17 protein-coding genes are annotated in these 24,659 nt (G+C 46.1%); 12 read left to right on the top strand and 5 right to left on the bottom strand.

Features of this window, described 5'->3' with window-relative positions; translation table 11 throughout:
• Positions 1–167: 167 nt before the first annotated feature.
• Positions 168–1,370, top strand: a complete 1,203-nt coding sequence (locus ACYJZR_RS09560) for a Bcr/CflA family multidrug efflux MFS transporter (RefSeq protein WP_005462380.1) — start codon at positions 168–170, stop codon at positions 1,368–1,370.
• Positions 1,370–2,029, top strand: a complete 660-nt coding sequence (locus tag ACYJZR_RS09555) for a DUF2913 family protein (RefSeq protein ID WP_005462414.1) — start codon at positions 1,370–1,372, stop codon at positions 2,027–2,029. The genes ACYJZR_RS09560 and ACYJZR_RS09555 overlap by 1 nt, the downstream gene beginning before the upstream one ends.
• 86 nt (positions 2,030–2,115) lie before the next feature.
• Here ACYJZR_RS09555 and ACYJZR_RS09550 read toward each other — a convergent pair whose 3' ends face one another.
• Genes ACYJZR_RS09550 through ACYJZR_RS09540 form a run of 3 tightly spaced genes read right to left on the bottom strand, consistent with a single transcriptional unit; the run spans position 2,116 to position 7,406 of the window.
• Positions 2,116–4,098, bottom strand: coding sequence for an MtrB/PioB family decaheme-associated outer membrane protein (locus tag ACYJZR_RS09550; protein WP_406964907.1), 1,983 nt, complete (start codon positions 4,096–4,098; stop codon positions 2,116–2,118).
• 9 nt (positions 4,099–4,107) lie between these two features.
• The gene (locus ACYJZR_RS09545; RefSeq protein WP_406964909.1) at positions 4,108–5,088 is read right to left on the bottom strand and encodes a DmsE family decaheme c-type cytochrome; all 981 of its coding nucleotides are present in this window, start codon (positions 5,086–5,088) and stop codon (positions 4,108–4,110) included.
• Between the two features lie 53 nt (positions 5,089–5,141).
• Positions 5,142–7,406, bottom strand: a complete 2,265-nt coding sequence (locus ACYJZR_RS09540; RefSeq protein WP_461715819.1) for an OmcA/MtrC family decaheme c-type cytochrome — start codon at positions 7,404–7,406, stop codon at positions 5,142–5,144.
• A 452-nt stretch (positions 7,407–7,858) separates the two neighbouring features.
• On the opposite strand from ACYJZR_RS09540, the gene ACYJZR_RS09535 reads away from it, so the two are divergent.
• Together ACYJZR_RS09535 and ACYJZR_RS09530 are read left to right on the top strand one after the other, a co-directional pair.
• Positions 7,859–8,482: a c-type cytochrome gene (locus ACYJZR_RS09535; protein WP_024699886.1), complete on the top strand. Its 624-nt coding sequence runs from the start codon at positions 7,859–7,861 to the stop codon at positions 8,480–8,482.
• A gap of 22 nt (positions 8,483–8,504) precedes the next feature.
• The gene (locus ACYJZR_RS09530) at positions 8,505–9,089 is read left to right on the top strand and encodes a NapC/NirT family cytochrome c (RefSeq protein WP_017448669.1); all 585 of its coding nucleotides are present in this window, start codon (positions 8,505–8,507) and stop codon (positions 9,087–9,089) included.
• On the opposite strand, the gene ACYJZR_RS09525 is transcribed toward ACYJZR_RS09530, so the two are convergent.
• Complete coding sequence (locus ACYJZR_RS09525) at positions 9,046–10,524, bottom strand: DUF2867 domain-containing protein (RefSeq protein ID WP_461715818.1); 1,479 nt, start codon at positions 10,522–10,524, stop codon at positions 9,046–9,048. The genes ACYJZR_RS09530 and ACYJZR_RS09525 overlap by 44 nt on opposite strands.
• A gap of 94 nt (positions 10,525–10,618) precedes the next feature.
• Between ACYJZR_RS09525 and ACYJZR_RS09520 the strand changes: the two genes are divergently transcribed.
• The 8 genes from ACYJZR_RS09520 to fabV all read left to right on the top strand — a co-directional run bounded on the left by ACYJZR_RS09520 (position 10,619) and on the right by fabV (position 22,776).
• Positions 10,619–11,995: an MATE family efflux transporter gene (locus ACYJZR_RS09520; RefSeq protein ID WP_015296569.1), complete on the top strand. Its 1,377-nt coding sequence runs from the start codon at positions 10,619–10,621 to the stop codon at positions 11,993–11,995.
• 273 nt (positions 11,996–12,268) lie between these two features.
• Positions 12,269–12,940 carry an ABC transporter ATP-binding protein gene (locus ACYJZR_RS09515; RefSeq protein ID WP_005462397.1) on the top strand — a complete coding sequence of 224 codons (672 nt, stop codon included), beginning with the start codon at positions 12,269–12,271 and terminating at the stop codon, positions 12,938–12,940.
• The gene (locus ACYJZR_RS09510) at positions 12,921–15,374 is read left to right on the top strand and encodes an ABC transporter permease (RefSeq protein WP_005462410.1); all 2,454 of its coding nucleotides are present in this window, start codon (positions 12,921–12,923) and stop codon (positions 15,372–15,374) included. Before ACYJZR_RS09515 ends, ACYJZR_RS09510 begins: the two co-directional genes overlap by 20 nt.
• A gap of 38 nt (positions 15,375–15,412) precedes the next feature.
• Positions 15,413–16,498 (top strand): lipocalin-like domain-containing protein, encoded by a 1,086-nt coding sequence (locus tag ACYJZR_RS09505; RefSeq protein WP_045600793.1) that lies wholly within the window; start codon positions 15,413–15,415, stop codon positions 16,496–16,498.
• A 330-nt stretch (positions 16,499–16,828) separates the two neighbouring features.
• Positions 16,829–17,980, top strand: coding sequence for a Na+/H+ antiporter NhaA (gene nhaA, locus ACYJZR_RS09500; protein ID WP_005462393.1), 1,152 nt, complete (start codon positions 16,829–16,831; stop codon positions 17,978–17,980).
• A 426-nt stretch (positions 17,981–18,406) separates the two neighbouring features.
• The gene (locus ACYJZR_RS09495; protein ID WP_005462382.1) at positions 18,407–19,033 is read left to right on the top strand and encodes a TetR family transcriptional repressor PsrA; all 627 of its coding nucleotides are present in this window, start codon (positions 18,407–18,409) and stop codon (positions 19,031–19,033) included.
• 82 nt (positions 19,034–19,115) lie between these two features.
• Complete coding sequence (locus tag ACYJZR_RS09490; RefSeq protein ID WP_193245580.1) at positions 19,116–21,398, top strand: acyl-CoA dehydrogenase; 2,283 nt, start codon at positions 19,116–19,118, stop codon at positions 21,396–21,398.
• 175 nt (positions 21,399–21,573) lie between these two features.
• On the top strand, positions 21,574–22,776 hold the full coding sequence (fabV, locus tag ACYJZR_RS09485; protein ID WP_020840437.1) for an enoyl-ACP reductase FabV: 1,203 nt from the start codon (positions 21,574–21,576) through the stop codon (positions 22,774–22,776).
• 84 nt (positions 22,777–22,860) lie between these two features.
• On the opposite strand, the gene ACYJZR_RS09480 is transcribed toward fabV, so the two are convergent.
• Entirely contained in the window at positions 22,861–24,543 is a 1,683-nt protein-coding gene (locus ACYJZR_RS09480) for an aspartate:alanine antiporter (protein WP_020840438.1), read from the bottom strand.
• Positions 24,544–24,659 lie beyond the last annotated feature (116 nt).

Genomic DNA, 24,659 nt, shown 5'->3' with positions numbered 1-24,659 from the left:
TTTCTATGTCGAGCTCGTCAAGGCCACCTTGGTAAACATTCGTCCTTATGATCCTCGAAAATTGAATCAGCAAAGCACTGTGCTTTGTTTTCAATGGTACGAGAAGCATCCTTGCTAGTTTCTGAAAAGAAATGGCTGATGGCAAGGACACAACTAGAGGTAAAAGAATGACAGAAAAAGCTCAAAGCGCTCCCCAATCTCAAATCAGTTTTTTACTGTTTCTTGTGCTCGGTGCAATTGGCGCGTTAACGCCATTGGCGATCGACATGTATCTACCGGCAATGCCGACCATCGCAAAAGATTTGGGCGTTGCACCTGGTGCGGTTCAAATTACATTGACGGCTTATACGGCGGGTTTTGCGATTGGTCAGTTAATTCATGGGCCGCTTGCCGATAGCTTTGGCCGCAGACCTGTACTGATTTTGGGTGTGCTTTTCTTTGGATTAGCAGCGGTGGTGAGTGCGACCACAAACGGCATTGATGCGTTAACCTATGTTCGTACCGCCCAAGGTTTTGCTGGCGCGGCTGCGGCGGTCATTATTCAAGCTGTGGTGCGTGACATGTTTGACCGTGAAGACTTTGCGCGTGCAATGTCTTTCGTCACATTAGTTATCACGATTGCCCCGTTGGTTGCGCCGATGATTGGCGGTCACCTTGCGATTTGGTTTGGATGGCGCTCTATCTTTTGGGTGTTAGCCATTTTCGCTGTGGTTGTCATTCTGCTGGTGTTCTGGAAAATTCCGGAGACGCTAAAACCAGAAAACCGCCAACCACTGCGTTTTCGCACCACATTAAAAAACTACGCCCGTTTGTGTTCAAGTTCTGAAGCGTTGGGCTTGATGTTGTCTGGTGCGTTCTCGTTTTCGGGGATGTTTGCGTTCCTAACTGCGGGTTCGTTTGTTTATATTGATTTATACGGTGTTCGACCTGACCAATTTGGTTACTTATTCGGTTTGAACATTGTGGCGATGATCATCATGACCAGCATTAACGGTCGTTTGGTGAAAAAAGTGGGCTCTCATGCCATGCTTCGTTTTGGGTTGTTCGTGCAACTTTTGGCTGGCATTGGTCTGTTCGTAAGTTGGTTAATGGACTTCGGACTGTGGGGCATCGTGCCTTTTGTTGTGCTGTTTATCGGCACATTGTCGACGATAGGTAGTAATGCGATGGCGCTGCTTTTAAGTGGCTACCCATCAATGGCGGGTACGGCATCGTCTCTGGCGGGGACGTTAAGATTCGGTATCGGCTCATTGGTTGGCGCGCTGGTGGCATCACTACCTGGTAATGTTGCGTGGCCTATGATCATCGTTATGTTTGCTTGTTCTGTGCTTTCAGCACTGTTTTATTGGACTTTAGGAAGAAAGGCGTAATGTCGAATTACACCAAAGAAATTCAAAACTTGGTTAACTCTGCTCTGAATGAACTGGAGCAGGAACATCGTTCTGGCAAGTTGGCCAATGCGCCAGTGGCGAACAACCACTATCTTGTTCGTTGGGTAACAAAAGCTCTGAAATCTCAACGTTTTGGTCGAACGGTCGGCGATGACTTAACTCGTTGGCAAAAGGCGGGTCGTTCAAAGGGGAACGACGCTGGTTTGTTGTTTATCTTCAAACGTATTTCTGCTTTCTACGCGCAATTCTTCCCTGAAGGTGAAGATTCAAAAGTGATCAAAGACTCTGACGTCGAAGCTTTTTTGGACGTAATGGAGCAAGCGGGTTGGGAGGTTTCTACCTCTGAACAATTGGTTGGTTGTGGCAAAATCCAAATCTTCACGGAAGGCCAAAATTCTTTGGCACTGTGTGCAGACCAATGCGAAAGCTGCTTCGACGGCGAGTTGCTCGTTAAACCAATGAGCTGGTTTGTGCGTGGCAACCATGCTGAGTTTGTTGAGAAAGCAGCGCAAGCGGGCTTTATGGTGCATAAAGTGACGGACTACAAATCGATGGTGAAATACCACGGCGAGTACCTTATCTTCCCTGCAAACGAAGGTAACCAATTGGCTGAGATTCCTTTGAGCTTCCAAGCTTAATCAACTTCTCACAGCAGTAGAATTGAAATACGAAAGCATCAGGCGCTTGAAACGTCTGATGCTTTTTTTGTTACGTCACACTGTGCTTAAAAGCGATATTTCCAATAGACGCCGCCATACAGACCTTCATAGCTTTGCAAAACGTCGCCCATCGTTCCGGTTTCGTTGTTAAACAAGTAATCCTCTTCTGAGTAGTCTTCATAACGAAGGTTAAGCTGCACGTTTTGATTTTCAGATACTTCATAGTCAGCGATGACTTCAAATCGATACGAGTTCGCCTCGTTATCAGGATATTGGTAACCACCAGATGTGGTTGAAGATTTACTGTCCGCTTGGCTGTAGCTGTAATCAAATGAGACAGAAAGTTTGTCGTCCAGCAGTCGCTCTTTACTCACACCAAAACCAATGGTTGTGATGTCATCTTTGAGCTTGGTGGTGTAGCGATTCCAGCCGACAACGTCAGAGTTTGCTTGTTGTTGCTCGGAGCGGATGATCTGTTGATTGTAAAAAACATGCCCGCTTAATCCGTCGAGTAAACTGAAGTTGAGGCTGAGGTCGTAGCCGTAATCCTCCCCTTCGCTTAAACCAATATCGGGTTTTGCATAGTCATCATTTCCGTACCAAAGTTCTGCAAGTAGCTGGACATCGTCTGTCATGTCATAACTGCCGTCGCCACGGAGCTCAATCCTCTCTTTGTCGGCTAAATAGTATTGGCGCAAATTAGGCGAGTCGCTGCTGTCGTCCTGCCAATCAGAGCCATCGCGGAAAGAGTAGGAGACTTTACCGCCTAATTGCCACGGACTGTTTGGTCTGTACTGAGCACCAACAAAAACGCGTTGTTCATCGGTACGTTTTCGGTCGGCATAGCTTCGCTCGTCTTGTTTGAAGTGATAACCCGCATTCACCTTCACATCAGACGCAACACGATGCGTTAACGTTGTTTCCAGTTTGGTTTTTGTGTGGTCGTATTTTTCTCTTGTAGAGCCGATGATGGTGTTTCTATCGGAGTTATCGTCTTTGTCTGAATAGTCAGCAGAAATGGCGAAAGCTGTGTCTCGCGAAAGCTTGTTGTGGTAATCCGCGCTCATTTGCCAAGTGTTGGTTTCGCCATGGAATGTATTGGAGTTAACGGGGGACTGCGGAAACGGATTTAACCCGCCTTCAGAAGACGTCTGTGACCAAAGTAAGCGGACACTGAACGTTTGTTGATTCAACCGATAATTCCCCGTGACAGCAAATTGGTGAAAGTCGTTTTCAGGCTCATACGCAAGGTGATTGGCGTAAGGGTTGGTAATGCCGCCGTAATAGAGTGCGGACTTGTCATTGCGGAAAAACGAGCCGCGATACGCAATATCCACCAGCCACAAATCTTCAATGTAGCTCACTCCTACTTGAGTATTTAAGGTTTCATGATCGACGGCTTTGGGTATGAATCCAGGCGCGTTGGCGTAACCCGGAATGGTCGATGAATAGAGCGAAGTGGTGCCTTCTTTACGTTCGTGCTTCATGGATGCATATGGCTTCCATGGCGTATGTGGTGTGTACTTGAGTTCTAGCTTAAATGTCTCTCGCGTAACTAAGTTTTCATATTTCGATAGGTCACCACTAACGAGTGCATCTTCTCTTGGATGATACGCACTGAGTGAGGACTGATTCCAGAAATAAGGAGTCTCACTGTAACTGCCGAGGACACGTAATCCGTCGTACTGGCCCATTTCCCACTGCAGTAAGAAGCGTTGCAAACCAAGATCTTCGACGACGGCTCGATTGTAGAATCCGTCGTCTTCATATTGTTCGATATCGGCGTTTAGGCTCGCGTTAAAGTGCTTATTGTCAGAGTTTGTACCGTAAACGGGCGGATTCCAATTATAGAATCGAGAGGACCCGTCGTTGTTAAGGTAACCGACGCCCGCGCTGACTTCTCCACTCCATGTGCCGTCGCTGCTGCATTCACTGCACTGCCAGCTGCTAGTGTCGGCTGGTTGAGAACGTTGTAACGAATAATCGTTGGCGTGCGCTTGCACAGCAAAAGCAAGGGAAATAGCGATGCACAGTTGAGATAGTTTCATGCCTCCCTCCTAATAACTTAATGTTTGACCACGTGGGTGGTTAGAGCCATGCACTTGATTGTGGCAGTTTAAACAACTTCCGCCGCGCACTCTCAAGTCGTTTTCAGGAATGGCTACGTTTGCATGTGGCACACGGTGACATTCCTGACATAGCATTGGCAGTCGTTTATTGAGCAGGGCTTTGTTCACTGAACCATGAGGTGTGTGGCAGGATGTGCAATCTTCAGTTACTGGCTCATGCTCCCATAAAAATGGGCCGCGTTTTTCCGCATGACACTCGTAACAAGCGTTATTGACGGTTGACCAGTTCAGGCTCGCTTCATTTAATGTCTGATGTGGATTGTGGCAGCTAGAACAAGTCATGACGCCGTCAATGATAGGATGACGACTGCGTTTGTGGATATCCGATTTGGTGCGGGAGTGACAATCGGTGCATTTGTCTGCTTGCATTTCGGCAACCATCATCGGATCGTCTTTTTGATGCAGTTGGTGACAGCTTGCACAAGACAGCCCTTCAAAAGCGTGCTCGCTACTATGCCAAGTCGAGCGTTTCACATCTTGGTGACAAGATAAACACACGCTGTTTTGCTTTTCGGCCGGAACAGGGGAGTTTGTTCCAAAAGTGATCATTGGCTCACGAACTTGTCCTTTTCGTGGATTGCGCTCGTGATTGTTCGCTGGACCATGGCATGCTTCACACTGTTTATCATTCATTGGCCCATGCAGGTTTGCGGACTTACCGTGGATGTTATCGAAAATACCCGTTGCAGGTTTGTCTGATGTATCGTCATGGCAACGAAGGCAGCCATCTGGCCCGCGGCGTGAATATTTCCCCTCGGAAAACTTGGTGTCTAATATGGTTTCAATTTCTTCTTGAGTTAACGTCGCCGCTTCGGGTTCTGGCTTGGCGACATCTTCCGAACTGACGGTGAAGATGACGCCTAACCCAAGTATCCCAGCTACCAACCACCGCAGAAACATTGCTTTCATAGCTCTTCCTTTTCTTATCCTTAATTGTCAAAGCATTGTGTTCAATGACGAATTCAACGGTAGTCGTATACCTTGTGAACCTTATCTACCCCTTGTGACTGACCAATGGCATGGCAAGTCGCACATTGTTCGGAGCCCATGGCTTGTGCTGCTGTGTCTGCTCCAAATACCGCGCCGTGATTCAGCATATGGTTCAGAGGCGCATCTCCTGCCACAGTATCCGGGTCAGCATTAGCTAAAGATGACTCTAAGTGACACGCGCCACAGGCGACTAATGCAGGACTAAAGTATTTACCACTCGCAAGAGAAGGGCGCGTATTTTGTTGGCTAGGTAAGTTGTATTGAGTATTGGTATGGCAGGCCTCACAGTTGTTGACTGCGCCAGGGAAAGGCGCTTCACCGCTATGAGCGGAGCCAAAGGCATGGAATGAGTGCACGTGGTACTTCAGATCAGCCGCCATTCCAGGATAAAACGCAGAACGTTCAGAGTTATGGCAATTTTTACATTGTTGGAAGTCGGTGGCGGCATGTGGATGCTCACCGAGCTTATGGATAGTCAGCTCTTTGTGACAATCGTTACACGATGAAATGTCCGCGCCAACTGGTAGTTTGTGTTGCTTGTTGATACCAGACACATCAAACGAGCCGGATGCGTTATTGGCGGCAATGACGAAAGGCGATTTGATAAGATCGATGCCTTCAAACGTGACGCATTCGGCGAGCTCGCCATCTCTACGGTTGGCGCAAAGTGGCATGTCGGCGATGTTAACCGTCAACGTAGAGTTGGAGATTGGCTTAATCGCAGCGTCAGTGAAGTCTTTATGACACAAGAATAGGCCTTCTCCTTGAGCCTCACAGCCGTCACCAAGTGCGCCATCATCGGCGGCGTTGAGACTGTTGTTTGCGACTATCGGGCCTTGGCCGTTATCCCAGTTCAGCAACAAATTGAGGTGCCCATGTTCGTTAATGAAAGGGGTCAGTTCGTTGATGGATCCAATACCTGTGCCCGCTTTCGACACTCTTAGTTCAACCTCAAACTGGTCATCAATAAATCGCGCGCTTTCAACGTTGATTTCGAGCGAATCACGTGCCTTTGCAAGATTCTCTAAACGCATTACGTGAACCGTTTTAGCACTTCGGCTTGCGTCTTGGCCGATGATTGGATCGCCATTGTCGTCTCGGTCATAAGGTCGGTGACAGCCCGAGCAAGAGTTTTGTGGCTCGCCGTTTCTTACCCAAGCCGTACCGATTTGATTATCATGCGCGCCTCTGTCTCGGTACAAGTGACAGGTCTCACAGGCAACTTGGCTTGGGTGTTCAAACCAATTGTTGGCGTCTGATGCTTTCGCGACATCGGTTGAATGGCAGGTTGTACAGTTGCGGGCATCTTGCGGGAAAGGGTTGCCTTCAATGACTAAACCATTGATGTCGGTAACGAGCACGTCATTCTCGTCGACAGGCTGTTTGTAAGTATCGGTGTTATTTCTGTCGCTACCTAATTTGAAAACATTACCGTGGTATTGATGAACAACGGCAGCGAGAGGGCGTCTGGCTGGTGCAGCGCCAGGATTACTGTCATTGTGGCAAGCGGTACAAACGGCAATGTTGTTATCAATTGAGCGATAGCCCGGTCCATGATGAAGCGGTTCGCCCATATGACAGTTTTCACACGTGCCTGTTTCAATCACATTGCGGGAGACCACTGCATCTGAACTTTCTTGCGGCACCCATTCAAACACGTAGGTAAAACCGTTGCCTTGCTCGCCATACGCCATGACGATTCGGTGGAGTTTATCCGCATCCCAAGCGATAAAACCGTTGTTGCTCGAAGAGTCGGCAGTATAAGGATCGGACACTTTCAAAACGTCAGGAATGGCAAACGTGTAGCGATACCCCTCGTCTGTTTTTACTAGTGTTCCATCCCAAACACTCTCCATGCTGGCACGGTTATTTGTGGTATTACTTGAGTGATGGAAACTCTTCCAATAGGTATTGCCATGACGCCCATTGAAGGCAAAGGCTGGATCGCTCGAATTTTGTGTATCGACACGAGAGGGCATTGCTTTAAGAAGTGCGATGCGAAAATCTTTCGTTTCGTCTAGCTCATGAGATCTGCCACTGCCGTCTTTGACGGTAAAATCGACCACCAGTTTGGTTTCTCCGGTTTCTTGAGTGACCAATGATGGCTCGGAAACACTGATCTCGAAAGCACCAAGCGCAGGTGGTGGTGTATTTTGATCGTTTTTGCTGTCTGGACCACATCCGGTGAGCAGTAAAATAAAAAATATTAATGTAGCGATCGACTTTAAACCGTTCATAGTCCCTCTCGATTCGTCCTAAAGTAAGTGGGAATGCGTTGGAATGGTTAAATATCTCAATAAGCAATTGATTGAAATATTAATTTTGTATTCAAGCCAAAAGCAAAATATCCATATTTACATCGCTTGAATAAATCGAAATACATGGCTTGTAAGAGTATAGACGCAATATGAAATATTATTAAAATAAACCGCTTTTTCTATGCGTGAATTTTGGGTTTTAAATTATTGTGTTTTTAAATCAATTATTTGTATTGAGGTTTGTTGTTCTTGAAGAGGTCGGTGCAGAAAAAGTAGGGGTATTGAACTACGCTACTTTAAATGGTTGACGGCTTAATATTTTTATCTTGGATATCGTTGGTTTTAAGTCGCGTTTATAAAATGATTTTCTTATCGTTTATTCGCTGTCTGGTTTTGATTAACAAAGATAATTACTACGGAGTCAGTCTAATATGCACCAACTAATTAAATTATCTCTAAAATTTTCCTCGGTGTTAGCCATTAGCTCAGTTTTGGCCTCCCACAGTTTAGCGTCACCAAGTGAGCTAATTTCACAACATGAATGTGAAGCTTGTCATGGGCCAAACGGTGTTAGCTCAGACACGAATATTCCGACCATCGCAGGGATTCCCGAGTTCAACTTTTTCGACCAGATGTTGCGTTACCTTGAGGGCAGACCCTCAGCTTCGGTTAATCACGTATACGGAGACACGAGCCAAAAAGGCGACATGGTGACGATAGTCAAATCTCTATCTGAAGCGCAGATTGAAGAGTTAGCAAAACATTATGCTGGGCTTGAGTTTGTGCCAGCTAAGCAGTCTTTTGATCAAGCGTTAGCGATGAAAGGTAAGGCTATCCACGCGAAAAGTTGCGAGAACTGTCATTCGGATGGTGGCAGTAACGCTCTGGATGAAGCTTCGATTTTAGCTGGTCAGCAGAAGGGCTATCTCGCCACTACGTTGCAACAGTTTAAGCAAGGCAAACGCTCCGTTGATAAAAAAATGGATGAGGCATTCAAAGGGCTTAGTGCCGATGATTTAAACGCGCTCGTAGAATACTATGCGAGTTATCGCTAGCGCTGCTTTGGGATGAACACCAATGAGTTTATGGCGTAAACCAAACAGAAAATGGATGCTCGGCATACCAATTGGTGGCTTATTGGCGTTTATCCTTGGTGGAGCGGCCCTCAGTGTTTTTCACTTTGGTATGGATTACACCAATCGCAACGAGTTTTGTTACAGTTGCCATATTGGGATGGATACGATAGTTGAGGAGTACCAAGTATCCCCACACTTCAAAAATGCTCAGGGTGTGATTGCCGCTACGTGCAGTGATTGCCATGTCCCTAGGGAGTTTTTTGCTAAAATCGCATTGAAAATCGGCGCTACAGCCGACATCTATCACAAACTGACTGGAGAAATTACGTTAGAGAACTTCGAGGCGGAGCATCGTCCGAGGTTGGCTGCTGAAGTCACACAGCAGTTTATCGAGAATAAATCAAAACAGTGTCGATATTGCCATTCCGTTGACAAGATGGATTTCGAAGCGCAAGGACGAACCGTTGCGCGTCGACATCAGATGATGGAAAGTCGAGAGCAATCGTGCATTGATTGCCATGCGGGGATTGCTCATCACCTGCCTATTTCTCTAGATTCTCCAGAGACTGTTCCTCCTGAGGAGTAATACTGATACTTTCGGCTTCTTTCGCGATGGCTTTGACCATGCCTTTGAATATGAATAGATGGGCTGGCATCATGGCAAACCAGTAAAGCAGTCCGAGAAATCCCTGTGGGTGCCACCAAGCGGTGATATCCAGTTCTCGTTCATCACCATGATCTTTGATGGTAATTTCTAAACGTCCAAGCCCTGGGCCTTTCATCCCAAAAAACAGTGAGAGGAACTGATCTTCCTCGCAGCGAATCACTTTCCAAGAGTCTATATAATCGCCGACTTTGAGCTCCGGCCCCGGAGGAGAAACGCGTATCGGTTTCCCACCACCAAAAAAGATGTCGAGCCATTCACGTGTGCGCCACAAAATGTTGGCAAAGTAATAGCCTTTTTCACGACTCCCGATTTTTTGAGCCACTTTCCATAATGCCGCAGCGGAGGCTTGAGTTTTTATGCTCGCACCGGCTTGTTTAGGGTAGTAGCCATACCCCGGCTGCCATCGACGAAGTGCCGCTGGCTCAAAGCCCCAAACATTACTGCGCACAAACGTGCCTTCATCTTGGATGGTATCGGATACCGCTTGCTCGTAGCTGATCAGCGTTTGCGGAAATCGTGCTTCAATCGCTTTGGAATCGGCAATGTAGTCATGCTCTAACCCCGCGAGTAATGCTTTGCCGATGTTTGCTGGCACAGAGGTGACCAAGCTGAGCCAGTACGATGCCATTTTGGGGGTAAGTAACGGTGTCGACCACAGCCGATAAGGCTTGTTGGTGATTCGGCAAATGACTTTAAACTGCTCGCGGTAGCTGAGTGTATCTGGCCCACCAACTTCATAAATTTGGCTTTCTTCTGGGGGTGATGCTTCGGCCAACTGCAATAAATAGTGATTGAGGTTGGGCAGGGCGATGGGGTTGGCTTTTGAGTCGACCCATTTAGGCGCAATCAAAATAGGTAAGTTGTAGACAAAATCTCGCATGATCTCGAAAGCGGCGGAGCCAGGACCAATGATGACACCAGCACGTAACTCTGTCACCGGAACACCGGATTGTCGAATGATCTTGCCAGTGGCTTTACGAGCGGCTAAATGGCGCGAGTTTCCAGTTTGTGGTTGGATGGCACTTAAATAAATAACGTGTTTGACACGGCTTTGCTCCAATGCGTATTTAAAGTTCAAAGCAAGGTTCAATTCGTATTCAACAAAATCATCACCTTGTGCCATGCCGTGCACCAGAAAGAACACCAAATCAAAGTCATCAACTAATGAAAGTGTACTTTCTGCGTCCGCCAAGTCTAAGTAAGTCAGTGTAAGGTTAGGATGTGGGCTGGTCCTAGATTCCAAATAATCAATATGTCGAGATGCTGCAGTTACGCTGTAACCTTTGTCGAGCAGTTGAGGAAGAAGCTGAGAACCAATGTAACCAGAGGCACCTAATACCAACACCTTTTTCATTATCCGTCCTTTTATTGCTGGTGGAAAAATCACCGCTGGGTATAATCATGAGACACTTTTCCCATTCTATCAATAAGTTGTCGTTGGAGTGCTCGTGACTTTTCTATCTCAACTCTCAACTCACGCAGATAAAGCCTTTTTGCGTCGATTGTTCGCAATAGCACTTCCCATCACGCTGCAAAGTATTATGTTTTCCAGCCGAAGCCTAGTCGATGTATTGATGCTAGGGCAACTTGGTGAAGCCGAAATTGCCGCTGTGGGAGTCGCAGCTCGAGCGACGTTTGTTACCACCATCATGTTAGTTGGTGTGACCACGGGTGGCGCACTGCTTACCGCGCAGTACTGGGGAGCGGGAGATAAAATTGGCGTAAGACAAAGTACGTCGCTGACTTGGATGATTGCGATGGTGTTTGCCGCGCTGGCCGTTTGTTTATTCGTCTTTTTCCCGCAGCCAATCATGGGCTTGACCACGGATTCCCAAGAGGTGATTGAGCTTGGGTCAAGCTACTTGGTAATTTCATCAGCCAGTATGTTCGCAGTGGCGTGTGTTGCCAGTATGGCGGTGGGATTACGTGCTATGCATCAACCAGGGTTGAGTACTTTCTTTAGCGGCATCGGTATTCTCTCTAACGTGTTTTTAAACTGGGTGTTGATTTTCGGTCACCTAGGCTTTCCTGCCCTTGGTATTACCGGTGCAGCAATTGCAACGGTGATCAGTGGAGCCATTGAAGTTGGTTGCTTATTTGGTTATTTGTGGTTGAAAAAACACATTATCGCCTTTGGTTGGGGCGATATTCGTGCCAGCTTAGTGTTGGACAAAATCACTCGTTTTCTTAGCTTATCTTTACCCACGACGTTCAACTTTCTCGCTTGGGCTGGAGGGCTGTTTGCTTACCACGCGATCATGGGACAAGCAGGCGTGCAAGGTTTGGCAGCGCTGTCGGTGATGACGCCCGTTGAGTCTATTGCTCTCGCTATGATGATTGGCTTATCGAACGCGGCTGCGGTTTTAGTGGGTAACCAACTCGGCGCGAAAAACTTTGAACCTGTGTATTACCAAGCTTGGGCGACGGTAATCTTGAATGTCCTGATTGCTTTCGGTGTTGCGGTACTTCTATTTTTCACCAATCAGCTCATACTCGATGCGTTCAGTGCATTGAGCGCCGAGACTCGTCATTTGGCAGAGCAGTTCATGGTGATTCTGGCACTTGGCGTCGTATTGCGCTCAGTGCCTATGATGGTCATTGTGGGGGTTCTTCGTGCTGGTGGAGATGTGAAATTCTGCCTGTATCAAGATGTGTTTGCTCAATGGATAATCGGTATTCCGCTCGCTGCGTTTGCAGCGATATATTTGGGGTGGGAACCACAGTGGGTGTATCTACTTTTCCTCACTGAAGAGGTAGTGAAGTGGTGTATCTGTTTGCCTCGAATGAAGAGCAAAAAATGGATGAAAAACTTAATTGAAAAGTAGCGATATTGAAGCTGGTTGAAGTTTCTAATAAATCTCGTTCATAGTTTGCTTATATTTCGCATTTTGCAGCCGTTTCAAGTTTTTTGCTTGCTATAGCTAGAAAAATTGCTGCAAAAATCTGCTTATAACGTCAACAAAATCTGTTGTAGAAAGTGAATCGAGTTGCATTTGTACTCTCATAGTGTGATCAAGTATTCAAAATACTTCCTACTAACAGGATTTTAGTGTAGATTCTGATCCCAATTTTTAAACACCATTTGAGCGGCAAAATCAATGTTAAAACTGTCAGACCTATGTAAAGGCTATGTAGACGGGGGAGAGTTTCATCCTGTGCTACAAGGGGCAGAATTAACATTACAGCAAGGTGAGCAAGTCGCTCTGATGGGGGAAAGTGGTTCTGGTAAAAGTACGTTGCTAAACGTCATTGCTGGTTTAGATACCGCCGATTCAGGCGAGGTTCAGTTTCCAAATTTTGCAATGCATGATGCTCCAGAACACTTAAGAACGCTCTACCGCCGCAACAATATTGGTAACATCTTCCAACAATTCAACCTCCTTCCTACTTTGAACATCGCCGATAACATCCGTTTTTGCCGTCAACTAAAAGGGTTACCGGAAGATAAAGGTCTGTGGCGTCAAATTCTTTCGGCTCTAGATCTCATGCCTTTATTAGGACGCTATCCAGAAGAAGTGTCGGGCGGCCAGCAACAACGTGCTGCGATTGCGCGCGCATTGTACATGGAACCAAAAATTCTGCTTGCCGATGAACCAACAGGAAGTTTGGATGAGCGAAATGCGGAAGCGGTAATGCGTTTGCTGACCAGTCTTGCACGCCAATTGGACTGTACTTTGTTATTAGTGACGCACAGTGAGAAAGTTGCGGCACACATGGAAGGGAAAATTCGTCTTCAAGGAGGGCAACTGCATGTTATGGCCCGTAGTTAAGGCACTACTCGGTCATTACCGTCGTTACCCACTGCAAATTATTCTCGTCTGGTTAGGCTTAACGCTTGGTGTTTCGCTTCTCGTTGGTGTTACTTCTATCAACCAACATGCGAAGCAGAGTTACGAAACAGGTGAGAAGCTTTTCTCAAACCCACTTCCTTACCGAATTCGTACCAAACATTCTGCAAATAAAATTCCTCAAGGATTTTACATTCAGTTGCGCCGCGCTGGTTTCAATCAATGCGCGCCTTTTGACGTCCTTCATCTGGATGCCAAAACGGACATGAACTTGATGCTCGTTGGCATCGATCCTGTCGCAATGATCCCCCTTCAGCACGGCAAGTCACTTAATGAGATGCCCGTTCTCTCCTTGATGAAGCCGCCGTATCCGATTTTGATCAGTCAAGATTTGGCGTCTTACATGAACTGGCAAGACGGTGACTTTATTGAGTTGAATGACGGCAGTCGTCTTGGCCCTGTCCAAGTGGATCAAAACAAGCTCTTATCAGGTACACGTTTAGTTACCGACATTTCTTTATTAAGAATGTTGAAGCGAAGCTCGGGCCTTTCAGCGATTTCATGTGGCGAGATGCCAGAAGAAAAACTGATCGCATTAAAAAACATACTGCCAAATGGCATGACTTTGGTTCGAAACACTCGTACTGAGCTTGAATCTTTGACCAAAGCATTCCACATGAACCTCACCGCGATGGGGATGTTGTCGTTTTTGGTTGGACTTTTTATCTTCTATCAAGCGATGTCATTGTCTTTTATTCAGCGTCAGCGATTAGTCGGCATTTTGCGTCAAACCGGTGTGAATGGAACCCAATTGGCGCAAGCGCTATTACTTGAGCTCTCGATACTCGTTTTGGTCGCTTGGGCTTGCGGTAACTTCTTTGGACTCATGTTAGCGAACGAGTTGATCCCAGCAGTATCTTCCAGTTTGAGCGATCTATATGACGCCAACGTTGGCCTTACTATCGGTTGGTCGTGGCAGTCGAGTTTATACAGTTTGATTATGTCGGCAATGGGCGCTCTGATTTCCTGTTTGTGGCCACTGATTCGATTGTTGAAATCGCAACCAATTCGTTTGTCTTCGCGTTTATCGTTAATGCGCTTTGCAGGAAGAGAGTTTTCTTGGCAAGCATTGGCGGCATGTGCTTTCTGTGTAGCAGCGGTTGCGGTTTACCAAGCACCTAAAACGCAAGAGACGGGTTTTGCCATTATCGCATTGATGTTGGTGAGTGTGGCTCTATTCATGCCATTTTTGATGTGGCACATGTTCCAAAGCTTCTCATACACGTTACGCTGGGTTCGTGTGCGTTGGTTCTTTGCTGATGCGGCGGCAAGTATGAGCTATCGTGGTGTCGCAACGATGGCGTTTATGTTGGCACTCGCTGCGAATATTGGTGTTGAGACCATGGTGGGTAGCTTTAGAGACACCACTGACAAATGGTTAAGCCAACGCTTGGCCGCAGATATCTATATTTATCCAACAAACAACTCGGCTGGGCGAATGAGCGCATGGTTACAAGATCAGCCAGAAGTTGAATCGGTTTGGTGGCGCTGGGAAAAAGATGTTCCTACCGAGCATGGCGCGTTGCAAGTGGTCAGCACAGGCCCTTCAGAAGGAGAGCTAGATTCGCTAACGGTCAAGCTTGGTGTTCCAAACTACTGGTATCAGCTGCATCAAACTAAGAGCTTGATGGTCAGTGAATCTATGGCTCTCAAACTGGATATTCGTCCGGGCGATTACATTGATCTGCAAGCGCCACTGGGTGAAGGTTGGCAAGTCGTGGGTGTGTACTACGATTATGGCAACCCATACAACCAAGTGATGATGTCCCATCGAAACTGGCTTTATGCGTTTGCCGGAACGGGCAACGTAGGGTTAGGCGTATTGCTGAAAGACAGCGTGAATGGGGAAGGGTTGAAGAATCGTTTAGAAAATGTCTTCCGATTGCCACAAGACCGCGTATTCGACAACAGCAATATCTACAATCAAGCCATGAGAGTATTTGATCACACGTTCGCCATCGCAGGCACGCTAGGCAACATTACTCTTATCATTGCTGTATTTGGTCTTTTCTTTGCAACCCTAGCAGGAGAACTCTCTCGTCAAAGACACTTCTCGCTGCTGAGATGCATGGGTGTTTCTGGCAAAGAGTTGGTTGCCTTGGGGGGCTTGCAACTGTTCGCCTTTGGTGCCATTTCTGCGATTATTGCAGTACCGTTAGGATTGGCCTTGGCCCACCTAATTGTTGATATCATCATTAAACAATCTTTTGGTTGGTCACTCGAACTGCAAACCATTCCTTGGGAATATGCACAAACTATCGCTTGGGCAATGCTCGCGATTATGATCGCCGGGGCGTTACCCGTAATTCGAATGATTAAGAGTACGCCAATGAAGTCGTTGAGGGATGCGTTGTAGTGGAAAAACAAAACTCTAAAAAGCGCGTTTTTGCTTCGATGCTGATCGTTGTCGTTTTTGCCATGTTGACTGGAGCGACGTTGTATTCAACGTTTTGGCTAGAGCCTACTGCTACCCAAGAAAATGAAATCAATTCGGTACTGACGCGAGAAAATAAAACCATTTTTGAGCCCGTTTTACCGGACGAGCATGTCTCATTGCCTTCAGACTTTCGCTTCCATCCTGAATATCAACATGAATGGTGGAACTACTTTGCGAAGCTGCAAGATAAGCAAGGTCGTACTTACAACGTGCAGTGGAGCTATTTTCGCGTCGCCACCGATGAACGAGAAACCAGCGGTTGGCAAAACCCGCAACTGTACATTTCACATGTTGTCGTGAGTCATGGTTCGCATGTGTGGAAAGAACAGCGTGTTGCGCGCGGTGGTATTGGTCAAGCTGGCATGACAAACCGACCATTCCGTTTATGGATAGATAACTGGACTTGGCGCTCATTAGGCTCTACACCATTTCCAGGCAACCTCAATGTTACAACGGACACATTCGGACTCGAACTGAATACCATGACAAGCGGGCCGTTTGTGGTAAATGGAGACAAAGGCTTTCAAGTTAAACATGCACTGCAATCTGTGGCGTCGTTTAGCTTTAGCGCACCATTTCTTAATGTAAAAGGCACATTGAACTTAAATGGCCGCCTCGTCCCCGTAACAGGCTCAGCCTGGACACAAAAAGAATGGGGCAGTGGCTTAATCGGCCAAGGCCAACAAGGTTGGGATTGGTTTGTCTTTAACTTGGATGATGGACGTGCGTTAACGGTTAGCCGTTACCGTCACCACGGTCAGACGCCTCATATTTTCGGTACGCTATCGACCCGTTCGGGAAAAGTGGTCAATCTATCAGAGAAAGAGGTCTCGATTACGCCAATGCAGGTAACAAGCCTGTCGAATGGCAGACGTTTACCGTTGCAATGGATTATCAATGTACCTGAACACAAAATTAATTTGACGACTCGTATCATAAAATCCGATATGTGGTTGCCATTTGTTATCCCTTATTGGGAAGGTCCCATCTTGGCTTCTGGCTCCAACGAGGCGTGGGGCTTTATGCAGCTCACCGGCTACTAAAATCTATCGAAAGCCACTTAGCAAAGTGGCTTTTTTGTGTCTGAAGCACGTTAGTTCTGTCTAAAAAATCACAGACTTACCGTGAAGTGAGACATCATCTTATGCTACTTTAATAACGATCTTGGTTAATAACTGGATAGATAAGAGGAGACGAGAAGGCTTACTTCGTCTCAGTGGTTTGTTGAAAAATACGATGAGTAGTTAAGATAACCTCGGAAAAATCGAAGTTTATACTCTGAACAAGCGATTATTCTAAAATTTTCTGCAGCTATACACTCTTATCATTCTTTGTTAATCGTTTATTAAGATAATAAATATAAGGACGAAACCATGAACGATGTCATCCGTGACTTTTTCAAAATGGAATCCGCAGGTGGTATTCTTCTCGTGATTGCAGCGGCAATTGCGATGACCATTGCAAACTCACCACTGGGCGAAACTTATCAATCTCTACTGCATACTTATGTATTTGGTATGTCTGTTTCTCACTGGATCAACGACGGCCTGATGGCTGTGTTCTTCCTACTTATTGGCCTTGAAGTAAAGCGCGAGCTGCTTGAAGGCGCGCTAAAATCGAAAGAAACTGCCATCTTCCCTGCAATTGCTGCGGTCGGTGGTATGTTGGCTCCGGCACTTATTTACGTTGCTTTTAATGCAAATGACCCTGAAGCGATCTCTGGTTGGGCAATTCCTGCGGCGACAGACATTGCATTTGCTCTGGGTATCATGGCGTTACTTGGTAAGCGTGTACCAGTGAGCCTAAAAGTATTTTTGTTGGCTCTTGCGATCATTGACGACTTAGGTGTTGTAGTCATCATTGCTCTATTCTACACCGGTGATCTTTCTTCAATGGCATTGCTTGTCGGCTTCGTAATGACAGGTGTACTGTTCATGCTGAACGCGAAAGAAGTCACCAAGCTAACACCGTACATGATTGTAGGTGCGATTCTGTGGTTTGCTGTACTTAAGTCTGGTGTTCACGCAACATTGGCAGGTGTAGTGATCGGTTTTGCGATTCCGCTGAAAGGAAAGCAGGGCGAACACTCTCCACTGAAACACATGGAGCATGCTCTTCACCCTTATGTCGCATTTGGTATTCTTCCTCTGTTTGCATTTGCGAACGCAGGTATCTCGCTAGAAGGCGTATCGATGTCTGGTCTAACTTCAATGCTGCCTCTAGGTATTGCACTAGGTCTATTGATTGGTAAACCTCTAGGCATCTTTAGCTTTAGCTGGGCAGCTGTGAAACTGGGCGTTGCGAAGCTACCAGAGGGTATAAACTTCAAGCATATCTTCGCGGTATCAGTGTTGTGTGGTATCGGTTTTACGATGTCGATCTTTATCTCTTCACTGGCGTTCGGTAACGTAAGCCCTGAGTTTGATACATACGCTCGATTAGGTATTTTGATGGGCTCAACTACTGCAGCGGTACTTGGTTACGCTCTACTGCATTTCTCATTACCAAAGAAAGCACAAGACTAACTTCGTATTTAACTGATTTGTAACTCAAAGCCTCCCACTTGGGAGGCTTTTTGTTTTTGAAGAGTGTTAGATAAAGCCTGATCGACAGGCGAAAAAAAGCCCAGCCGAAAAGTTGACTGGGCGGATACAAACATAGGAGTTAATAAGAAAAAAGCAGCAACGTAACAATTAGATTGAAACAAGTTTGACGGCCAGTGAAACTATAAATGCCCTAGTTGTTACATCTATTCAGACCGAGCTATTTCAGAACAGTTCCATTTTTTTTCAAAAAATTTTGCACTAAATTTATTCGTTTCAAATTCATTCTTTTAAGTGGCTTATCTACTTCGTGGTCCGACCAATGTCTGGAAATGTGATGTTAATCATTTGTTAATCTAAAGTTTCAGGAGTATATTTTCAAACAGTTGTTTAATACGAGTGATTAAAATGGCCCCGAGAAGCACAACAAAAGAAAAAATACTCGATGTCGCAGAAGGACTTTTTGCTGAATATGGTTTCAATGATACGTCGCTAAGAACCATTACAGGCAAAGCAAATGTGAATCTTGCATCGGTGAATTATCACTTTGGTGACAAAAAGACGTTAGTGCGCGCGGTATTAGACCGGTACCTTGAAGCACTGATGCCAAGCATAAAGGCGTCTCTCATTGAGTTGAATACCCGCGAAAGCTACAACATGGACGAAGTGTTTGAATCATTACGTTTACCGCTGCGTACACTTAATGATGTTAGACCAAATGGTACAGCACTATTTATGTTGTTGATTGGTCGAGGTTACACCGATGTACAAGGGCATTTGCGTTGGTTTATCAGCACTCGATACTCAGAAGTATTGAATTTGTTTACTTTCTCTATCATGAAAGCAAACCCAGAGTTGACGGAAGAGTTGTTGTTTTGGCGATTACATTTCACGTTGGGAACGTGCGTATTTACGATGGCCTCAAGTCAAGCTTTGACCGAGCTGGCAGAAAGCAAATTTGAAAAAGAAATCGATGTGAAATCTGTCGTCGATTTACTGATTCCTTACTTGTCCGCTGGTATGTCGGCGAAATAGTCGCTCGATAACGACAAGTAAAAAGTGAAACCAATAATAAGGATTAGCCGCAAGCGGTGACGTGAACAAAAGGATCTGAACTATGAGCTCTCTACGAAGAAAATGGATTAGTGACCCAGCATTTAAAGTGTTTAAGAAAGTTCTTCCTCCGCTGTCGAGTACAGAAAAAGAAGCGATGGAAGCCGGTAGTGTATGGTGGGATGCCGAGTTGTTTTCTGGCAAGCCAAACTTTACGACGCTACACCATTACCCAGCGCCGACGTTAACTGCTGAAGAGCAAGCGTTTATGGATAATGAACTTGAAACGCTCTTAGACATGCTAGACGATCAAAAAATCGTGAAAGAAGATCGTGATTTGCCACCGGAGGTGTGGGAATACTTGCGCAAAGAACGTTTCTTCTCACTGATTATCTCGAAAGAGTACGGTGGCCGTGAGTTTTCTGCATTGGCAAACTCAACGATTGTGTCTCGTATTGCAACGCGCAGTATTAGTGTTGCGGTATCGGTAATGGTTCCTAACTCGTTGGGGCCAGGTGAGCTTCTTTCTCACTACGGCACTCAGGAGCAAAAAGATTACTGGTTACCACGTCTTGCTGATGGTACGGACATTCCTTGTTTTGCTTTGACTGGACCGGAAGCAGGTTCAGATGCGGGCGGCATTCCTGACCAGGGTTTGGTGTGTTACGGCATGCACGATGGCGAAGAGGTGCTTGGTGTTCGAGTTAGCTGGAACAAGCGTTACATCACACTTGCACCTGTTGCGACTGTTCTTGGTCTAGCTTTCAAGCTGCAGGACCCAGACGGTTTACTCGGCGATAAGAAAGACGTAGGCATTACTTGTGCGCTCATTCCTGCTGACCATGACGGCGTTGAAATTGGTGAGCGTCACGATCCACTTGGTTCTGCTTTCATGAATGGTCCGACTCGTGGTGAAGATGTTTTCATTCCAATGGATTGGCTCATCGGTGGCTCAGATTACGCGGGCAAAGGCTGGCGTATGTTGGTTGAGTGTTTGTCTGCTGGCCGAGGTATTTCACTGCCAGCACTTGGTACTGCAATCGGCCATCTGACAACCAGAACCACTGGCGCTTATGCATACGTACGTAAGCAGTTTGGTATGTCTATCGGTAAGTTCGAAGGGGTAGCAGAAGCGATGGGCCGTATTGGCGGTCTGACTTATCTTTTGGAAGCAACGCGTACGTTGACGACTACCTCTCTCGATATGAAAGAGAAACCTGGCATTGTTACGGCTATTGCCAAATACCACATGACTGAAATTGCACGTACGATTTTGAACGACTCGTTCGATATTCACGCAGGTCGTGCGATTCAAGATGGTCCAATGAACTATCTTGCAAAACACTACTTGGGTATTCCTGTTGCGATTACAGTTGAAGGTGCAAATATCCTAACGCGTAACTTGATGATCTTTGGTCAAGGTGCGACCCGTTGTCATCCATATGTGCTTAAAGAGATGGAAGCGGCGGCGAATCCAGACTCCGAGCAGGGTGCCAAAGAGTTCGATTCTCTATTGTTCAAACATATTGGTCATGCGATGGGGAATACGTTTGGTGCGCTAGGTGCAGCACTAACAGGCTCGCGCTTTGTGAAAGCGAATATGAGTGGTCCAACTCAGCGCTATTATAAAGACATCACCCGTCTGAGCCGAGCGTTAGCGGTAAGCGCCGATTTTGCCATGTTGACGTTAGGTGGTGACTTGAAGCGTAAAGAGATGATTTCTGCACGTTTGGGTGATGGTTTGAGCTACCTGTACATGGCATCCGCGACGTTGAAAAAATACGAAGATGAAGGGCGTCAGCAAGGCGACTTAAACTTCGTGCATTACGCTGTCCAATACTGTTTGTACAACGCAGCTAAATCGCTGAACGAAGCGTACGCAAACTTCCCAGTGAAATATGTTGGTGGCGTGTTGAAAGGCTTGTTATTCCCACTAGGGAATCACTTCGACAAACCAAGTGATGAGTTAAGTGTCAGCATTGCTGAAGCAATGATGACCCCAGGCGTGCAGCGTGACCGTTTAACCCACTTGTGTTACATCGGCAAATCCGAAAATGATAGCGTAGGTTTGATGGAAAATGCCTTCCTAGCCATGTACGACGTCAAACCATTGGAGCGTAAGCTAATGAAAGCAGCGAAAGATGGCAAAGTGGCTCGTAAAGGTCTTCTTCAAGATCGCTTACAGCAAGCACTTGACGCTGGTGTGTTGACAGAGCAAGAGGTTGAAAAGATCACTGCTGCTGACCAACTTCGTTACAAAGCTATTCAAGTAGACCACTTCAGTCATGATTTCTCTGAAGTGCGTACTGATAGCCCGAAAAAATCACACTTGAATCCAGCAGCCTAATGAGTGAACCTCGGTAATGAAAAGCACCTCCAGAGGTGCTTTTTTGTGTCTTTTATTCATTACAAGGAAAGATAGTGCTCCAACCACTTGCATTTTCGAAGCATTTTTACAGAAATTAGATGCGAACTTCGAGCGAAACTTTTATCCTAACAAGGTTTTTTAAAGGAAGTTGAATATGATCATCAAACCTAGAATTCGTGGATTTATCTGTACTACAACGCACCCAGTTGGTTGTGAAGCTAACGTAAAAGAACAAATTGCTTACACAAAAGCGCAAGGCCCAATCAAAAACGCGCCTAAACGCGTTCTTGTCGTTGGTGCTTCAAGTGGCTACGGTCTATCTTCTCGTATCGCTGCGGCATTTGGTGGCGGCGCATCAACTATCGGTGTGTTCTTCGAAAAAGAAGGCACAGAGAAGAAACCTGGTACGGCAGGCTTCTACAATGCGGCAGCTTTTGAAAAGCTTGCTCGTGAAGAAGGCCTATACGCAAAAAGCCTAAACGGCGATGCTTTCTCAAATGAAGCGAAACAGAAAACCATTGATCTGATCAAAGAAGACCTAGGTCAGGTTGATATGGTGGTTTACTCACTGGCTTCACCAGTGCGTAAAATGCCAGAAACAGGTGAGCTTATTCGTTCAGCTCTTAAACCTATCGGTGAGACTTACACATCGACAGCGGTTGATACCAACAAAGACGTAATCATTGAAGCAAGCGTTGAGCCTGCGACAGAAGAAGAAATCAAAGACACAGTAACCGTAATGGGCGGTGAAGACTGGGAACTTTGGATCAATGCACTTTCTGACGCTGGTGTATTAGCGGAAGGTTGTAAGACAGTCGCTTACAGCTACATCGGTACTGAACTAACGTGGCCAATCTACTGGGATGGCGCGCTAGGTAAAGCTAAAATGGACCTAGACCGTGCGGCAAAAGCGCTAAACGAGAAACTGGGTGCAACTGGCGGCAGCGCAAACGTTGCTGTACTTAAGTCAGTTGTTACTCAAGCAAGCTCTGCAATTCCGGTTATGCCTCTTTACATCGCAATGGTATTCAAGAAGATGCGTGAAGAAGGTGTACACGAAGGTTGTATGGAGCAAATCTACCGCATGTTCAGCCAACGTCTTTACAAAGAAGATGGCAGCGCAGCAGAAGTGGATGATATGAATCGTCTACGTCTGGATGACTGGGAACTGCGTGAAGATATCCAACAACACTGTCGTGAGCTATGGCCACAAATTACAACTGAAAACCTAAAAGAGCTAACTGACTACGTTGAGTACAAAGAAGAGTTCTTGAAGCTATTCGGTTTTGGTGTCGAAGGTGTTGACTACGACGCTGACGTAAATCCAGCAGTAGAGACAGACTTCATTCAAATCTAATTGATTGGATAGATATGCAAAAGGCGCTCATTGAGCGCCTTTTTTGTACTTGATGATTGAGCCGTTTCATCAAACTCAAACCGGTTAACTCAGAATTATCAAAATCGTACCAGCTAGCGTCATTAGGATGTTGGCGATCGCATAAGTACCCGCATAACCAAGAGCAGGGATAGTCGATTTCGCGTATTCGTTTACGACATCCATCGCTGGTGCACAAGTACGTGCGCCAATGATCGCCCCGAATAGCAATGCGCGGTTCATCTTCAAAATGTATGCGCCAACAAGGTAAGCAAGCACAACAGGCACGACACTAACAATAAACGCAAGGCCGATCACCTGTGGGCCAACTTGAGTCAAGTGCTCGAACATCTTGCCACCAGCACTCAAACCGATACCAACCATAAAGAACATTAAACCAAGGTCTTTGACCATGTTTAACGCGCCTTGCGGTACGTAGCCGAAAGTAGGGTGGTTGGCTCTAAGGAAGCCTAGTGTAATACCTGACAGCAAAAGGCCTACTGCATTACCTAAGCTAAACGATACTTGACCAAATGTCATGGTCACTAGGCCAAACATAATGCCAAGAATAAAGAAGCTACAGAACGCCAATAAGTCGGCCATTTGGCTGTGGATCGAGATAAAACCGATTTTCTCAGCAAGGCCATGTACACGACTCTTCTCACCACTCACCTGAAGCACATCACCTTTGGCAAGAACAATGTCTAAATCCATTGGCATTTCGATTTGTGCACGAACCACACGGTTTAGGAAACAACCGAACTCAGACAGGTTCAAATCAGATAGACGTTTGCCGGCAATCGCGTCGCTCTTAACGACAATCTCTTCTTCCACAATACGCAGATCGAGAAGGTTACGGTCGAACACTTCTTTACCGTTTCGGAAGCTTGGGTCCAAACGAGCGTGGCTGTCAGGGAAGCCTACCAGTGCTATTTCATCGCCTTCTTGCAAAATCGCATCACCATCAGGGTGGGCGAGGATACCATTACGGCGAATACGCTCAATATAACAACCCGTTTGGCGGTAAATACCAAGTTCTCGTAAGTTTTTGCCGTCTGTCCAATCGATAAGCTCCGGGCCAACTCGATATGCGCGAATAATAGGTAGATAAACTTTGCGCTGGCTTGAGTTACCAAGGCCACGCTCTTGAGCGATTTGTTGAGCAGAGTCTGAAAGGTTCTGCTTTTGTAACTTTGGTAGCAACTTAGCGAACATGATCATGCTGATCAGACCAATCAGATAAGCCATCGCGTAACCTACGGATAGATTTTCTAATACCAAAGAAAAATCCATATTGCGCGGTATTGTTGCAAGACCTGAGTTCAAAGCATCTTGAGCACCAACTAGAACAGGTGTCGCCGTCAATGCTCCTGCCATCATACCGGCAGAAAGACCGAAATCGAGGCCAAAGTAGTGGCTTAAACCGTAAGTTAAGCTCACTGCAGCGACAAGCACGGTCATACTGAGGATGAAGTAGTGTTTACCATCCCTAAAGAAGATGCCAAAAAAGTTAGGTCCAGCTTCTATGCCAACGCAATAGATAAAGAGCATAAAGCCGATGGTTAGCGCTTCAGCGTTGAAGGAAAAGCCTAAATGACCCATGATCAGCGAGGTAATTAGAACACCTATAGAGTTGCCTAACTGTAGGTTTCCAAAGCGAATTTTTCCGATGGCAAGGCCAATGGCTAATACGACGAAGATTAGAAGAATGGGGTTTTGATCGAGAAGTTGTACGACGTCTATGTTCACTGTGTGGCTCGGTAAAGTGTGTGCCAAAAAAAGGTTTAGAACTGCGAATTGTAACTAAATATAGCAAAAAGATAAGTGAATTTTTTTAGGTTTTGCTATTAGTTGACTTAGGGAAG

Source organism: Vibrio sp. RC2502 (assembly GCF_054850435.1).
This window is presented reverse-complemented; position numbering and strand designations above follow the sequence as displayed.